Annotated in this window: 16 protein-coding genes and 1 riboswitch; of the genes, 10 read left to right on the plus strand and 6 right to left on the minus strand. The window is 51.2% G+C overall.

What is annotated here, in order from left to right:
- Positions 1–95: 95 nt before the first annotated feature.
- The 6 genes from artP (at position 96) to yegS (ending at position 4,954) form a co-directional block, all read left to right on the plus strand.
- Positions 96–824: an arginine ABC transporter ATP-binding protein ArtP gene (gene artP, locus OGV74_RS14100; protein WP_003027295.1), complete on the plus strand. Its 729-nt coding sequence runs from the start codon at positions 96–98 to the stop codon at positions 822–824.
- A 16-nt stretch (positions 825–840) separates the two neighbouring features.
- Positions 841–1,572, plus strand: coding sequence for an arginine ABC transporter substrate-binding protein ArtI (artI, locus tag OGV74_RS14105; RefSeq protein WP_003027298.1), 732 nt, complete (start codon positions 841–843; stop codon positions 1,570–1,572).
- Positions 1,573–1,578: 6 nt separating this feature from the next.
- Entirely contained in the window at positions 1,579–2,295 is a 717-nt protein-coding gene (gene artQ, locus OGV74_RS14110) for an arginine ABC transporter permease ArtQ (protein ID WP_003027301.1), read from the plus strand.
- Positions 2,295–2,963, plus strand: a complete 669-nt coding sequence (gene artM / locus OGV74_RS14115; protein WP_003840185.1) for an arginine ABC transporter permease ArtM — start codon at positions 2,295–2,297, stop codon at positions 2,961–2,963. The genes artQ and artM overlap by 1 nt, the downstream gene beginning before the upstream one ends.
- A gap of 228 nt (positions 2,964–3,191) precedes the next feature.
- Complete coding sequence (gene artJ, locus OGV74_RS14120) at positions 3,192–3,923, plus strand: arginine ABC transporter substrate-binding protein ArtJ (RefSeq protein ID WP_003027308.1); 732 nt, start codon at positions 3,192–3,194, stop codon at positions 3,921–3,923.
- Between the two features lie 131 nt (positions 3,924–4,054).
- Positions 4,055–4,954 (plus strand): lipid kinase YegS, encoded by a 900-nt coding sequence (gene yegS, locus OGV74_RS14125; protein ID WP_003027310.1) that lies wholly within the window; start codon positions 4,055–4,057, stop codon positions 4,952–4,954.
- A gap of 22 nt (positions 4,955–4,976) precedes the next feature.
- Here yegS and fbaB read toward each other — a convergent pair whose 3' ends face one another.
- Positions 4,977–6,029, minus strand: coding sequence for a class I fructose-bisphosphate aldolase (fbaB, locus tag OGV74_RS14130; RefSeq protein WP_003027312.1), 1,053 nt, complete (start codon positions 6,027–6,029; stop codon positions 4,977–4,979).
- 252 nt (positions 6,030–6,281) lie between these two features.
- Between fbaB and OGV74_RS14135 the strand changes: the two genes are divergently transcribed.
- The 3 genes from OGV74_RS14135 to OGV74_RS14145 are packed head-to-tail and all read left to right on the plus strand — an operon-like array spanning position 6,282 to position 9,522.
- Positions 6,282–7,559, plus strand: coding sequence for a nucleoside permease (locus OGV74_RS14135; protein WP_003027315.1), 1,278 nt, complete (start codon positions 6,282–6,284; stop codon positions 7,557–7,559).
- Complete coding sequence (locus OGV74_RS14140) at positions 7,556–8,560, plus strand: ADP-ribosylglycohydrolase family protein (RefSeq protein ID WP_032949627.1); 1,005 nt, start codon at positions 7,556–7,558, stop codon at positions 8,558–8,560. The genes OGV74_RS14135 and OGV74_RS14140 overlap by 4 nt, the downstream gene beginning before the upstream one ends.
- Positions 8,557–9,522: a PfkB family carbohydrate kinase gene (locus OGV74_RS14145; RefSeq protein WP_032949628.1), complete on the plus strand. Its 966-nt coding sequence runs from the start codon at positions 8,557–8,559 to the stop codon at positions 9,520–9,522. The genes OGV74_RS14140 and OGV74_RS14145 overlap by 4 nt, the downstream gene beginning before the upstream one ends.
- Here OGV74_RS14145 and OGV74_RS14150 read toward each other — a convergent pair.
- Genes OGV74_RS14150 through thiM form a run of 3 tightly spaced genes read right to left on the minus strand, consistent with a single transcriptional unit; the run spans position 9,496 to position 11,870 of the window.
- Complete coding sequence (locus tag OGV74_RS14150; protein ID WP_003027325.1) at positions 9,496–10,242, minus strand: GntR family transcriptional regulator; 747 nt, start codon at positions 10,240–10,242, stop codon at positions 9,496–9,498. The genes OGV74_RS14145 and OGV74_RS14150 overlap by 27 nt on opposite strands.
- A gap of 42 nt (positions 10,243–10,284) precedes the next feature.
- Entirely contained in the window at positions 10,285–11,085 is an 801-nt protein-coding gene (thiD, locus tag OGV74_RS14155; RefSeq protein ID WP_086504334.1) for a bifunctional hydroxymethylpyrimidine kinase/phosphomethylpyrimidine kinase, read from the minus strand.
- 2 nt (positions 11,086–11,087) lie between these two features.
- Complete coding sequence (gene thiM, locus OGV74_RS14160) at positions 11,088–11,870, minus strand: hydroxyethylthiazole kinase (RefSeq protein WP_086504335.1); 783 nt, start codon at positions 11,868–11,870, stop codon at positions 11,088–11,090.
- 31 nt (positions 11,871–11,901) lie between these two features.
- Positions 11,902–11,998: riboswitch (TPP riboswitch) on the minus strand.
- Positions 11,999–12,232: 234 nt separating this feature from the next.
- Between thiM and OGV74_RS14165 the strand changes: the two genes are divergently transcribed.
- Positions 12,233–12,565: an RcnB family protein gene (locus OGV74_RS14165; protein ID WP_016150637.1), complete on the plus strand. Its 333-nt coding sequence runs from the start codon at positions 12,233–12,235 to the stop codon at positions 12,563–12,565.
- Between the two features lie 55 nt (positions 12,566–12,620).
- Here OGV74_RS14165 and OGV74_RS14170 read toward each other — a convergent pair whose 3' ends face one another.
- A complete protein-coding gene (locus OGV74_RS14170; protein WP_286520986.1) occupies positions 12,621–13,643 on the minus strand; it encodes a fimbrial protein in 1,023 nt (340 codons plus the stop codon).
- Between the two features lie 11 nt (positions 13,644–13,654).
- On the minus strand, positions 13,655–16,141 hold the full coding sequence (locus OGV74_RS14175; protein ID WP_086504336.1) for a fimbrial biogenesis outer membrane usher protein: 2,487 nt from the start codon (positions 16,139–16,141) through the stop codon (positions 13,655–13,657).
- Positions 16,142–16,153: the final 12 nt, after the last annotated feature.

The raw sequence follows: 16,153 nt of genomic DNA on the forward strand, positions 1-16,153 counted from the left end.
CATTTAACTTTTAACGCATAAATATTGCATAACTATTCTGTCAAAGGTAGTATCTGCGGCTTCAATAGCTATCAGACTGCCAGTATCGAGTGTCAATGAGTATTCAATTAAACGGCATTAACTGCTTCTACGGCGCACATCAGGCGCTGTTCGATATCACGCTGGATTGCCCTCAGGGTGAAACACTGGTGTTACTTGGCCCAAGTGGAGCCGGGAAAAGCTCGCTACTGCGCGTACTCAACCTGCTTGAGATGCCGCGCTCGGGCACGCTCTCTATTGCGGGTAACCGTTTCGACTTCACGAAAACCCCGTCAGATAAAGCCATTCGGGATCTGCGTCAAAACGTGGGCATGGTCTTCCAGCAATATAATCTTTGGCCGCATCTCACGGTGGTGCAGAACCTGATTGAAGCGCCCTGCCGCGTACTGGGGCTGACGAAAGAGCAAGCGATGGCGCGTGCCGAGAAACTGCTGGAACGACTGCGTCTGAAGCCGTACAGCGATCGCTATCCACTGCATCTGTCCGGCGGCCAGCAGCAGCGTGTGGCCATTGCCCGCGCGTTGATGATGGAACCACAGGTGCTGCTGTTTGATGAGCCTACCGCAGCGCTTGACCCGGAAATCACCGCCCAAATCGTCAGCATCATTCGTGAGCTGGCAGAAACCAATATTACTCAGGTGATCGTCACCCACGAAGTGGAAGTTGCTCGTAAAACGGCCAGTCGCGTGGTGTACATGGAAAACGGTCATATCGTCGAGTTTGGGGATGCGAGCTGCTTTGCCAACCCGCAAACCGAAGCGTTTAAAAACTACCTTTCTCACTAAGATTCGGGACAATACAATGAAAAAAGTTCTGATTGCCGCGCTAATCGCAGGTTTTAGCCTTTCCGCTACCGCAGCCCAAACCATTCGTTTCGCCACCGAAGCGTCTTATCCTCCGTTTGAATCGATCGATGCTAACAACAAGATCGTAGGGTTTGACGTTGATCTGGCGAATGCGCTGTGTAAAGAGATTGACGCTACCTGTACCTTCACCAATCAGGCCTTCGACAGCCTGATCCCGAGCCTGAAATTCCGTCGTTTTGACGCGGTGATGGCCGGTATGGACATCACGCCTGAGCGTGAAAAACAGGTTCTGTTCACCACCCCTTACTACGACAACTCTGCGCTGTTTGTTGGCCAACAGGGTAAATACACCAGCATTGATCAGCTGAAAGGCAAAAAAGTCGGCGTTCAAAACGGGACGACGCACCAGAAATTCATCATGGATAAACATCCGGAAGTGACTACCGTGCCGTATGACAGCTATCAGAATGCCAAACTCGATCTGCAAAACGGTCGTATTGACGGCGTCTTTGGTGATACCGCAGTAGTAACAGAGTGGCTGAAAGACAATCCAAAACTGGCCGCGGTTGGCGACAAAGTCACGGATAAAGATTACTTCGGTACTGGTCTGGGCATCGCTGTGCGCCAGGGCAATACCGAGCTGCAGCAGAAATTTAACGCTGCGCTGGAAAAAGTGAAGAAAGATGGGACTTACGAGACCATCTACAACAAATGGTTCCAGAAGTAATATTTGATGAATGAATTTTTTCCTTTAGCAAGCGCCGCCGGGATGACCGTCGGCCTTGCCGTTTGTGCGCTGATTATTGGCCTTGCACTCGCCATGTTTTTTGCCGTCTGGGAGTCAGTAAAATGGCGCCCGGTGGCATGGGCGGGCTCGGCCCTGGTCACCATCCTGCGCGGTCTGCCAGAAATTCTGGTGGTTCTGTTTATCTATTTCGGCTCCTCACAACTGCTGCTGACGCTGGCCGATGGCTTTACGATCAATCTCGGGTTTGTACAAATCCCGGTTCAGATGCAGATCGAAAACTTCGACGTCAGCCCGTTCCTGTGCGGTGTCATTGCACTGTCATTGCTGTATGCCGCTTACGCGTCGCAAACGCTGCGTGGCGCGCTGAAGGCCGTGCCACTCGGGCAATGGGAGTCAGGTCAGGCGTTAGGTTTGTCTAAAGCCGCGATCTTCTTTCGTCTGGTGATGCCGCAGATGTGGCGTCATGCCTTACCGGGACTGGGTAACCAGTGGCTGGTATTGCTGAAAGATACCGCGCTGGTCAGCCTTATCAGCGTGAACGATCTGATGTTGCAAACCAAGAGCATCGCTACCCGTACCCAGGAGCCGTTTACCTGGTACATTGTGGCGGCCGCTATTTACCTGGTGATTACGCTGGTGAGTCAGTACATTCTCAAACGCATTGACCTGCGCGCGACACGTTTTGAGCGGAGACCAGGCTGATGCTTGAGTATTTACCTGAATTGTTGAAAGGGCTGCATACAAGCCTGACGCTGACGGTCGCCTCCATCGTGGTTGCTCTGGTACTGGCGCTGATCTTCACCGTCATCCTGACGCTGAAAACGCCGGTACTGGTGTGGCTGGTTCGCGCTTATATCACGCTGTTCACCGGTACACCGCTGCTGGTGCAAATCTTCCTGATCTACTACGGACCAGGACAGTTTCCGGCATTGCAAGAATATCCGGTACTGTGGCATCTGCTCTCTGAACCCTGGTTATGCGCCTTAATTGCGCTGTCGTTAAACAGTGCGGCCTACACTACGCAACTGTTCTACGGCGCTATCCGTGCAATCCCGGAAGGCCAGTGGCAGTCCTGCGGTGCATTGGGGATGAGCAAAAAGGATACGCTGGCGATTCTGTTGCCGTACGCCTTTAAACGCGCCCTCTCCTCATATTCCAACGAAGTGGTGCTGGTATTTAAAAGTACCTCACTGGCTTACACCATCACCCTGATGGAAGTCATGGGTTATAGCCAGCTGCTGTACGGCCGTACTTATGACGTTATGGTATTCGGTGCTGCGGGTGTGATTTACCTGATCGTCAACGGCTTGCTGACGCTGATGATGCGCTTAATAGAGCGTAAAGCGCTGGCGTTTGAACATCGGAATTAAATCGGTATTTGTGCCTTTGTAGGTCGGATAAGGTCTAACACCGCCATCCGAAAAATGTGCATAAGCAAAAAATATAAAGACGGACAACAATCTAAATTGTCCGTCTTTTTTTATGTCAAAAAAAAATACTTAATCATTTTTATTGAATATAAATTCATTAAATGGCATTGTTAATCCACGCCGCAGACACGGTAAATAATCATAAGATTGACAGACGGGAGTTCCACCATGAAAAAGTTAGTACTGGCCGCATTACTTGCTACTTTCGCCGCTGGCGCCTCAGCTGCTGATAAAATTAGTTTCGGTGTATCAGCCACGTATCCGCCATTTGAATCACTGGACGCCAGCAATAAGATTGTCGGTTTTGACATCGACCTGGCAACGGCGCTGTGCAAACAAATGCAGGCAGAATGTACTTTCACCAATCACGCTTTCGATAGCCTGATCCCCGCGCTGAAATTCAAGAAATATGATGCGGTTATTTCCGGAATGGATATCACCCCTGAGCGTAGCAAGCAGGTAGCATTTACTCAGCCTTACTATGCCAACTCCGCGCTGGTGATTGCGAAAAAAGACACCTATAAAACCTTTGCTGACCTGAAAGGTAAGCGCATCGGTATGGAAAACGGCACCACCCATCAGAAATACCTGCAGGATAAACATCCTGAGGTGAAAACCGTGGCCTACGACAGCTATCAGAATGCGATTATCGACCTGAAAAATGGCCGTATTGATGGCGTATTTGGCGATACTGCTGTGGTTAACGAGTGGCTGAAAACCAACCCGCAGTTAGGCGTAGCCACTGACAAAGTAACCGACCCGCAATACTTCGGTACTGGCCTTGGCATCGCGGTTCGCCCGGATAACAAAGCCCTGCTGGAAAAACTGAACAGCGCGCTGGCGGCAATCAAAGCTGACGGCACGTACCAGAAAATCAGCGATCAGTGGTTCCCGCAGTAATGTCTGCCCAATCTGAAAAGCCGCGCTCTGCGGCTTTTTTTATCTCTTCGCCTGCGCTTTCAGTCAGTTCTTACGCCATAAACACTTTCCTGGCATACACTTGTTAAAACGAAAAAAAGTGAGGCAAACGGATGATAGCGTTCCCTGCCAGTTTACTGATCCTCAATGGAAAAAGTGCTGATAATCTCCCCCTGCGTGATGCCATTGCGAAGCTTCGCGATGAAGGCGTGGAAATCCATGTTCGCGTGACCTGGGAAAAAGGCGATGCCCAACGCTACGTTGATGAAGCTCGTCAGCTAGGCGTTGAAACGGTGATTGCCGGCGGCGGCGACGGCACCATCAACGAAGTTTCGACGGCGCTGATCCAGTCGCAGGGCGACAATATTCCGGCGCTGGGTATTTTACCGTTGGGAACGGCAAATGATTTTGCCACCAGCGTGGGGATACCCGACGACCTCGATAAGGCGTTAAAGCTGGCTATCGCCGCAAATGCGACAGCGATCGATATGGTGCAGGTCAATGATAAAACCTGTTTTATCAACATGGCGACCGGCGGCTTCGGCACACGTATCACTACCGAAACGCCGGAAAAACTCAAAGCTGCGTTGGGTGGCGTATCATACTTTATCCACGGATTAATGCGCATGGATACGCTCAAACCCGACGTCTGCGATATTCGTGGGGAAGATTTTCACTGGCAGGGTAAGGCGCTGGTGATTGGTATCGGTAATGGTCGTCAGGCTGGAGGCGGGCAACAGCTTTGCCCAACGGCGCTGATCAACGATGGTCTGTTGCAACTGCGCATTTTTACCGGCGAAGAACTGTTGCCAGGGCTGCTTTCGGCGTTAACGCAATCCGAAGACAACCCTAACATCATCGAGGGCGCATCATCGTGGTTTGATATCCGCGCCCCACACGAAATTACCTTTAATCTTGACGGCGAACCGCTCAGCGGACAGGAGTTTCATATTGAAATCCTGCCTGAGGCGTTACGTTGCAGACTGCCGCCGGGTTGTCCACTGTTGCGCTAACACAACGACACCCCGGCTGTAATCAGGCGATGGTAACTTTGCTGTCCAGATAAACATCCTGCACGGCGTTAATCAGCTTAACGCCGTCGGCCATGGTTTTCTTGAATGCTTTGCGTCCAAGAATCAGCCCCATGCCGCCTGCCCGTTTGTTAATCACCGCCGTACGTACCGCATCACTGAGATCGGTTTCGCCGCCAGCCGCGCCGCCGGAGTTAATTAACCCGGCGCGCCCCATATAACAGTTCGCCAGTTGATAACGTACCAGGTCAATTGGATTTTCGCTGGTCAACTTGGTGTAGACGCGATCGTCGGTGTAGCCAAAATTAACCGCTTTATACCCACCGTTATTTTCCGCCATTTTCTGCTTAACGATATCCGCCCCGATAGTGGCCGCCAGATGGTTAGCCTGCCCGGTTAAATCGGCGGAAACATGGTAATCCACACCATCTTTTTTAAACGCGGAGTTACGCAAGTACGCCCACAACACGGTAACCATACCCAGCTCATGGGCGCGCTCAAACGCTGCAGAAATCTCTTCAATCTGGCGGCGAGATTCCTCAGAACCGAAATAGATTGTTGCCCCTACCGCAACCGCGCCCATATTGAACGCCTGCTCTACGCTGGCATACAGCGTCTGGTCAAAGGTATTCGGATAGCTGAGCGTTTCGTTGTGGTTAATTTTAACGAGGAACGGAATGCGGTGCGCGTAGCGGCGGGAGACAGAAGCCAGCACGCCATAGGTCGATGCCACGCAGTTGCACCCTGCTTCGATAGCCAGCTCCACAATATTCTTCGGATCAAAGTACAGCGGGTTAGCCGCAAACGATGCGCCAGCGGAGTGCTCTACCCCCTGGTCCACCGGTAGAATCGACAGATACCCTGTCCCGGCCAGTCGCCCCGTGTTATACAGCGTCTGCATGTTACGCAGCACGGCAGGCGGCCGATTGTTATCCACCATCACACGGTCGACGTAATCATGTCCAGGCAGGTAAAGTTGATCAGAAGGAATGGTCATACAACGATGCTGTAAAAGGTTGTCGGCGTCTTTGCCAAGCAACTGCGCAATATCAGTCATAGCTATGCTCCCGTAATTTCCGATTTGAAACCGGAATGTGGATTGTCCTGACCCGCTTTGTTGCGGGCAGCATTAAGCCTGGTACCGACTGCGTTTTTTTTCCATCTTTAGCGCACTTTTCAGCAACTTCTGCTGGCTCGATTCAGGAAGAAATAATGTTAAGGCGGTCAAATTTAGACCACAAAGGTATTTCAAAGGTATTATCAGATGGTACTATCAATGCGTACCTTACCTGTCATGAAGGATTTAAAGATGAAAACTACAGTTAAGCTGTCGTTCATGATGTTTGTAGAGTGGTTTATCTGGGGCGCCTGGTTTGTACCGCTGTGGCTGTGGCTGAGTAAAAGCGGCTTTAGCGCCGGGGAGATCGGCTGGTCCTACGCTTGTACCGCGATCGCCGCGATCCTGTCGCCCATTCTGGTCGGTTCAATCACTGACCGCTTTTTCTCCGCGCAAAAAGTGCTGGCGGTGTTGATGTTCGTCGGCGCTATTCTGATGTACTTCGCCGCCCAGCAAACCACCTTCAGCGGATTCTTCCCGCTGTTACTGGCCTATTCGTTGACCTATATGCCGACGATTGCGCTGACTAACAGTATTGCTTTTGCCAACGTACCGGACGTTGAGCGTGATTTCCCGCGCATCCGAGTGATGGGAACCATCGGCTGGATTGCCTCTGGTTTGGCCTGCGGTTTCTTACCGCAAATGCTTGGCTATAGCGACATTTCACCCACCAATATTCCTCTGCTGATCACTGCCGGAAGCTCTGCACTGTTGGGCGTCTTTGCGTTCTTCTTACCGGATACGCCGCCAAAAAGTACCGGCAAAATGGATTTCAAAGTTATGCTGGGTCTGGATGCGCTGATCCTGCTGCGCGATAAGAACTTCCTCGTCTTTTTCTTTTGCTCTTTCCTGTTTGCGATGCCACTGGCGTTCTATTACATCTTCGCCAACGGCTACCTGACAGAGGTCGGAATGAAAAACGCCACCGGCTGGATGACGCTGGGCCAGTTCTCTGAAATCTTCTTTATGCTGGCGCTACCATTTTTCACCAAACGCTTTGGCATTAAAAAGGTATTGTTACTTGGTCTTATTACTGCGGCGATCCGCTACGGATTTTTCGTTTACGGCGGTGCGGAAGAATATTTCACTTACGCCCTGCTGTTTCTCGGCATTCTGCTGCACGGCGTCAGTTACGACTTCTATTACGTCACGGCCTACATCTATGTCGATAAAAAAGCGCCGGTTCACATGCGCACCGCAGCGCAAGGGCTTATCACCCTCTGCTGTCAGGGATTCGGCAGCCTGCTCGGTTACCGTCTGGGCGGCGTGATGATGGAAAAAATGTTTGCTTACCAGGAACCGGTTAATGGTCTCACCTTTAACTGGGCTGGCATGTGGGGATTTGGCGCGGTCATGATTGCCGTCATTGCCGTGATGTTTATGATTTTCTTTCGCGAATCTGACAAAGAAATCACCGCCATTAAGGTGGACGATCGCGATGTAGCGTTGAAACAAGGGGAAGTAAAATGAAAGCAGAACGTATTCTCGGTGCTCTTTATGGGCAGGCGTTAGGGGATGCGATGGGCATGCCGTCAGAACTGTGGCCAAGAACCCGGGTTAAAGCCCATTTCGGTTGGATCGACCGTTTTTTACCCGGCCCTGCGGAAAATAATGCCGCCTGCTATTTTAACCAGGCGGAGTTCACTGATGATACGTCTATGGCGCTGTGTCTGGCAGATGCCCTGCTTGAATGCGACGGCGAAATTGTACCAGACGTAATTGGTCGCAATATTCTGGCCTGGGCCGAGCAATTTGATGCCTTTAATAAAAACGTGCTCGGCCCGACCTCAAAAATTGCGCTCAAAGCCATTCGCGACGGCAAACCTGTCGCCGAACTGGAGAATAATGGCGTGACCAACGGTGCGGCAATGCGCGTTTCGCCACTGGGATGCCTGCTACCCGCCCGCAATCTTGATGCCTTTATCGATGACGTGGCACTGGCCTCCAGCCCGACGCATAAATCGGATCTGGCTATCGCGGGTGCTGTTGTCGTCGCGTGGGCGGTATCGCGCGCCATCGACGGAGGAACATGGTCAGAGATTGTTGATGCGCTGCCTGCCATTGCCCTGCATGCGCAGCAAAAGCGGATCACTACCTTTAGCGCCTCTCTCTCTGCACGCCTTGAGATGGCGCTGAAAATCGTCCGTAATGCCGACGGCATTGAGTCTGCCAGCGAACAGCTGTATCAGGTGGTGGGAGCCGGAACCAGTACGATTGAGTCCGTGCCTTGCGCCATCGCGATGGTCGAACTGGCGCAGACCGATCCCAACCGCTGCGCCATTCTGTGCGCGAACCTCGGCGGCGATACCGATACCATCGGAGCGATGGCTACCGCCATTTGTGGCGCGCTGCACGGCGTCGGCGCGATTGACCCGGCATTGAAGCAGGAGTTGGATGCGGTTAATCAGCTGGACTTTACCCGCTACGCCAGTGGGTTAATGCGACTGCGTGAGCAGCGGGAGGCGCTATGAGCAATACGCATCTGCAACAACTTCTCTCGCAGTTACGTACACAGCGGCCAGTAACGGTGGTGGGTGCAGCGGTGATTGATGTCATTGCCGATGCGTATGCCCTTCCCTGGCGAGGCTGTGACATCGAACTCAAACAGCAAGGCGTGAACGTTGGCGGCTGCGCGCTCAATATTGCCGTAGCGCTCAAGCGTTTAGGTATCGACGCCAGTAATGCGTTACCGCTGGGTCAGGGGGTGTGGGCCGACATTATCCGCAATCGGATGGCAAAAGAGGGGCTGCACAGCCTGATCGACAACGCTGAAGGCGATAACGGCTGGTGCCTGGCGCTGGTGGAACCGGATGGCGAACGTACCTTTATGTCCTTTAGCGGCGTTGAGAATCAGTGGAATGCCGCCTGGCTGGCACAGCTGGATATCCCGCGTCATAGCCTGGTGTATCTCTCGGGTTATCAGCTAGCGTCCCCGTGCGGTGAATTGCTGGTGCAGTGGCTGGAAGGACTGGAAGAGGTGACACCGTTTATCGATTTTGGCCCGCGCATCGGCGACATTCCTGAGCCCTTACTGGTACGAATTATGGCCCGCCGTCCGCTGGTGTCACTTAATCGTCAGGAGGCGGAAATTGCTGCCGAGCGATTTGCATTGAGTCTGGATGTGGAAGGTTTTGGCGCAGAATGGGTGCAGCGTTTCGCCGCACCGGTGGTCGTTCGTCACGATAAAGACGGCGCATGGTATTTCAGCGCACAGACATCCGGCTGCGTACCGGCATTTGCAACGGCGGTCATTGATACTATCGGCGCAGGAGACAGCCATGCCGGCGGCATGCTGGCCGGACTAGCGTCTGGCTGGACGCTGGCCGACTCAGTGCTGTTAGGTAACGCGGTGGCGTCATGGGTAGTTGGGCATCGTGGCGGCGATTGCGCCCCATCACGCGAGGCGCTACTCCTCGCACACAAAAACGTATAGATCGCTACGACAGTAACTGATGCTGTATTCAATAGGCCGTTGCTGCTGATCAAGCGCTACCTGCTTGATCACCAGTACCGGCACTTTACTATCCATTTGAATGTGCGCCTGGAACTCTGCATCCGGCATTCTGGCGCTAACGCGTGAGCGCGTACGCTGTGGGAAAATATGCTGGCTACGAAAATAGTCATACAGAGAAACACCAATGGCATCCACGTCATGAATTAGATGTGCGGGTACCCAAGACTCTTCAATAGATACTGCGTCTTCGTCAACGTAACGAATGCGTTTGAGCAGAAAGACATCACTTCCTGTGACAACAGCCAACTGCTGTGCCACCTCTTCCGGGCAAGGTACAATTCTTTTGTTAACCCACAACGTATCCGGTTTTTTACCGCGCAACACCACCTGCTGAGAAAAACCGCGCGCTTCTTTGAGCGAATACTCGAAGATATTGTTGATTTGCGTTCCGTAACCGCGGGCACGTGTTACTACACCTTCTTCTTCCAGGGCCTGCATCGCCTTGCGTACCGTAATCCGAGAAACGCCGGTCAACTGGCTGAGGTCGCGCTCGCCGGGCAGGATATTGCCGTGTTCCAGGATCCCACTGCGCACAGCATTCTTCACCGTCTGCGCAAATTTCATATACAGCGGCGTGTTATCCGCCGCTGAAATACGTTCATTCAGTTGTGCGATAAGCTGGGTATGCGCTTGTTCCATTTATCTTTTCCCTGGCCGCCGTTTCTGCAGCCAGTATACCCATTACCACCACGCGTGAAAATGATGCACCGGACCAATTCCCTCGCCAACTTCCAGCGTGTCTGCCTGTGCCAGCGCCGCTGAAAGCCACAATTTGGCTTCCTGTACGGTATCGGCCCAGTTGTTATGGCGCGGACGCAGGGCTGCCAACGCCGCCGATAGCGTACAACCGGTGCCATGGGTATTTTTGGTCATCACCCTCGGCGCGGTAAAACGCTGCTCGCTTTCGCGAGTAAAGAGCCAGTCGGGGCTTTGCGCGTCATCCAGATGACCGCCCTTCATCAACACCGCCTCGCAACCCAGCGCCCGTAGCGCTCTTCCCTGCTCTAACATCTCCTGCTCAGTCTGCGCATGCGATGCCCCGAGCAGTGCAGCTGCTTCGGGTAAATTAGGGGTGATAATCGAAACCTGTGGCAGCAAACGGGTACGCAGCGTTTCTACCGCCGAGGGTGACAGCAACGGATCGCCGCTTTTCGCCAACATCACCGTGTCCAGCACCACATTTTGTACCCGATGACGACGCAAACGTTCGGCGACCGCTTCAACAATATCCGTCTCCGCCAACATACCAATTTTTGTGGTGTCGATACGCACATCACTCAACACAGAGTCCAGCTGCGCAGCGACAAAGTCAGGTTCAATACGATACACCGACTGCACCCCGCGCGTATTTTGCGCCACCAACGCCGTAATAACGGAACAGCCGTATGCGCCCAGCGCCGAGAAGGTTTTTAAATCGGCCTGAATACCCGCGCCACCGCTTGGATCGGTTCCGGCGATCGTTAATGCGTTAATCCGTTTCATGCTTACTCCTGGGCGTTCAGGTTATAAAGGGCGTCGAGAAATGCCGGGACAAAGCTGCCCGGTCCGTTTGATTGCTCGGTGGCGATTTGCCCGGCCTGTTTCATCCAGCTACAGGCGGAGGCGACGTTATCAAGTCGGTCACCACGCAAGGCACAACTGGCTGCAACAACCGCTGATAGCGCGCATCCGGTGCCCACCACGCGAGTCATTAACGGGTCGCCGCCGTCCACGCAAACGGTACGCTGACCATCGGTGACGTAATCCACTTCGCCGGTAACCACGACAATGGTCCCAATCTGACGAGCCAGCGCCTGCGCTGCCGGAAGCGCAGCGACAGCTGTATCGGTTGTATCCACGCCGCGTCCCCCACCGTTCATGCCGGCCAGAGCAAGTATTTCCGAAGCGTTGCCACGAATAGCAACAGGCTGTAGCGACAGTAAATCCAGACAAAAGCGGCGGCGAAACTCAAGCGCGCCTACGGCAACGGGATCGAGCGTCCACGGGGTTTTAGCATGATAAGCCCGCTCAACGGCGGCGCGCATCGCCGTGGCCCGCTCCTGAGTTAAGGTACCGACATTAACCAGCAATGCACTGGCAATAGCGGCGAATTGGCTGGCTTCTTCAGGTTCGATCACCATCGCCGGCGATGCGCCCAGCGCCAGTAGTGTATTGGCAGTAAAGCTTTGCACGACCTCATTGGTCATACAGTGTGTGAGCGGGGATAGGGTTCTAAATTGGTGCAAAGTGTGAGCCGCGAGCGCGCGGCTGTGCAGGTCAGGCTGCATGGTTCAGCTCCTGCCCGCGCGAAGAAGGGACACGGGCAGTGTCAGACTTCCCTACGCTGGCATTATCCAGATCAGGTGGTACGGGTATTTCTCAGCCTTCACCAGGAAGGGCACCCCGAGTCGTTGAAACACAAACGTAATATGCTGGTTTCAGTAACAGGATACTGCCTGTGCTTAGCGATGTAAATTGGCGTACTACCCGCCCTCACAGTGAAACTACTGGTCAAGGTTGCTGCAATTCTGTACTTTCATTTACACTTTTTACGAAATGACTGGAGTGATCACAAAATAGTGCTTGTCAGACATCCGGTATGCCAGGAATGATACATGACTGATTTTGATGACCCGAAGAGGTAGAGAGGATGGGTATGAAGAATAAAATGTTGCTGGGTGCACTTCTGCTCGCAAGCAGCGTCGTCTGGGCCGCGCCAACCGCAACAGCTGCCCCCACCGGTATCGATAAGTATGAACTGAGCAGCTTTATTGCTGACTTCACCCATTTCAAACCCGGTGACAAGGTTCCACCACTGTATCTCACCGAAGAATACACCATTAAACAGTGGAATCTACGCAATCTGCCCGCTCCGACGGCAGGCACCCACTGGACCTACATGGGCGGCGCGTATGTGCTGGTCAATGATGCCGATGCTAAGATCATTAAAGCCTACGATGGCGAGATTTTTTATCACCGCTAATCGAATAAAAACACGTACTTTCAGCAAGAAAGTACGTGAGATAACCACCAATCAATTAGTCGTAAGATACCGCAAAGGTCACTTTACTTTGTACGTCACCAGGCTGTAGTGATTCTCCTGTTACGCGAACATATTTCGCAGTGATGGGAAAAGTGTAACTACTTTTGATTTCAGTCAGTTTAGCTATTTTGTTCATCAGCGTATCCCCCAATTTCAACGGCGATGTCGCACTGCCGTTAAAAATCTGGAAACCCACTCCCTTTGCGCCATTCATTACGGTATTTTTCAGTATCGTTCCACTGCTATCCCAGTCGCCGCGTACCACTTTAAAACTCACTGGATTGGTAGTGACGTTATTGATGCTTTCGCATTTCAGTTCCAGTTCTGTGGAACCAGATTTAGTATTGTTTGCGCTTAACATTTCTTTTAGCGTCGTATTCGGCATCTTAATTTCGTATGTCGACTGGGAGAAACGACAGGTTGTTGGTTTGTGCTTGACGGTAAATGTAATATTTTGTGCGTAAGTGTTTTTACCACTCAGTTTACCTGTCAACCAACACCATAGCCACGCCCCAAGACTCTTCCGACATGAATTATCAGCTAAAATATTTATTGCCGGACGCCCCAAATTTATCGTATTACCACTAGATATCGTTAAATCAGCACTGCCAGGTGTTATATATGAAACTTGAAGAATAAATGGTTTTGAGTTAAACGCCTCTTGTGTTGTATATGATTTTGAGGCAATTACCCCACCCCCATTACCCGTCGCAACAGGAAATTCAGTGTTTTCGAGCATGTTAAACTTTAGAAAAATAGATTTATTCGCACCGGGTTCCTTCAATTCTATGACATAGTTTTGAAATGGCGTCGTATAATCCATAAAATCTGTATTTTCATTACATGAAAAAGTATCGTTTAGGTTTGTGTTTATTACAAGACGAACAGGAGAACCCACCGTTACTGTCGTCATGTCCAGCTCTATCGTTTGTTGTGCTGATGTATTCGAACCTAAGGTACATTTAGCCTGCACCAAGAAAGGAAGCAAACATAAAATTAAAACCCAATATTTTTTCATAAACGAATCCCTTATCGGCAAATATAGACTTTATTCTCATCAATCACCTTATCGAAGGTAATCGTGCAGAATTGTCCCTGATTTTTATTAACCACGACGCGTACCGATGCGGGAATATCGTTGGTGCGAATAAATAACCGACTGCCCTGGCCGATCAGACCGACGTTATTACCTGCGCTATCTTCAACCTCATAGCCGAACGATAACGGAGAGCCGTCTGGTCGTTTGGCGAGGAAATACCATAGCTTACGCTGATCGGTTTCAAACTCCGTCATCACCACCGCGCCGCGATAAGGAACAGTAGCTTTACGATTACCCAGCAGCGCCACGTCGCTTTTACTATCGGACAAATCCAGCATCAGCATATTTTCACGATACGGCGTCAGGCTGTCATACATAGCGTAACCTTTACTGTCCGTTGTTAAGTAACGGTGTCCCTGCACCGCCGCCCCCTGTAAACCCGGCGCTTTAACAATGGCGAAAGTATCGGAAAGCCGTGACGTCAGCGCCACGCCGTCAGACCACACCACAACACCGCCCTGAATATTACCGCTGGCCTGTTGATACTTATTCGACTGGCTGTAGCTGCCGCCTATGGTCGCTATCTGCGCGCGCCAGGCCATATTACCGCCCGCAGTTGTTTCATTCCCCTGCCGTTGGTGACTGAGGTTGGCGCCGTAGCTGAACTGATCGCGATTACCCGCCACCCCGCTTAAGCTGGTGTTATTCGACTGATAACCGTCATCATCGAATGTCGTTGAGTTAGAGACAAACAGATCGCGGCGAGGGGTAGATATCCCGTCCCCCCACGAGAATGGGATGGAGATATACAGGTTAAAACGCTTATCCTCGTGATTATCCTCATCGTACGTTTGGCTAACGGCAAAGGTATAGCTGATACGTTGCCAGGAGTTCGAATAATTTATTTGATAATCTTTACCCGTTCCGCTGCGTTGCCAGTAATCACGCCACAAACCGCTTACGGCCAGAAATCCCAAGTCGCCAGGCAATGCCTGATTGATGTTCAGGGAAAAACTATTCTTACGGCCAAAATCATTCTGATAATAATCAGCAATGTCATAAACATCATTTTCATCACGGTTGTAGCTATTTTTGTTATTCGCCCAAACGTGATCGTTAAAGGTACGATAATCCCGCGAAGAGTAGCGAAAGGCCGCCAGCGCAAACTGAGTTCCGGTCTGTGCGACATATTTATTCCATGCTACCTGATAACTCTGTCCGTCAAAAACGCCGTTATCCTGCTCACTGTGCGATCGTGTGGCGTCTACCGAAACCGCACCAATTGGCGTATTCCACCCTGTGCCAAGCACAAATGAATAATAGTTATCCGATAACATTGAGCCGCCATAAACTGTAAGCAGATTATTCAAGCCATAAAAATAACTACCCTGCATAAAATCAGACTGATTACTCGCACCTGCAATATCGCTACGTCCGGCAGCCAAATCATATTTCGCCACACCTGCCTGCAACATATTCGGTACCGATGAATAAGGTACCAGGTAATGTCTTATCGAACCATCTGCCTCTTTAACACTCACATCCAGATCTGCACCACCACCTGCAAGCTGCAAATCATCAATGGCAAATGGGCCTGGAGAGACCTCTTTTTGATAAATCACAAAACCATTTTGTTCGATGGTTACCAGCGCGTTACTCTGGGCAATACCACGTACTACTGGGGTAAAATTCTGTTTTGAGTTCGGTAACATTTGCATATCACGCCAGATACGCACCCCGCGAAAGCGTACCGCGTCAAAAATATCCGCCCCGGTATACATGTCCCCGACGCGCAATGTACCGAGAATTGACGGAATACCACGTTCCATATATAACGTATTACTTTTCCACTCGCCGCTACCTTCGTTGCCTTTGGTATAGTTGGCATTCGAATGCAGCTGCCAACCCAGCAAATTCAACCCGCTGTTCAGATTAACATAGCTACTTTTATCATTACCGCCGTGTTTATAATCACTGTAATACTGGCTGGCATAATAAGCCGTATAAAATGCGTTAATTCCACGGTCCCAAGTTTCGGGAGGCATATAACCCGGTTCATATTCGTTCACAAATGCCTGAGGCACGCTCAGATTTAATGCAAACTGCCCAATATCATACCCTATGTTGCCGCCCTGGACTGCTGATCGTAGCGGAACACAATCCACGCTTTTATCCGCTTTAATACCGTCGGTACGAATGCCTATCTGCTGTAATTGCGCCCAGGATAAACATGTTTCATCGGGATCGGTTTTAATATTAATATCATAATGACCACGCCACTGATTATTCAGATAAACGTCCATCTCGTACATGCCTGGCATGGGCTTATCACCATCAATTAGATAGCGTGATATTTTTTCACCATTTAAACCACCAATCATAAAGTGGGTGTCAAACGTTTCTTCTTCAGCCCATACAGATGATGAAGTCGCCAGCACCGACAAAATGGCCAGTGTAATCGAATTAATCTTTGACATAGCCAGTCCTTG

This window comes from Citrobacter sp. Cf116 (genome assembly GCF_030336505.1).
Classification (GTDB): domain Bacteria; phylum Pseudomonadota; class Gammaproteobacteria; order Enterobacterales; family Enterobacteriaceae; genus Citrobacter; species Citrobacter freundii.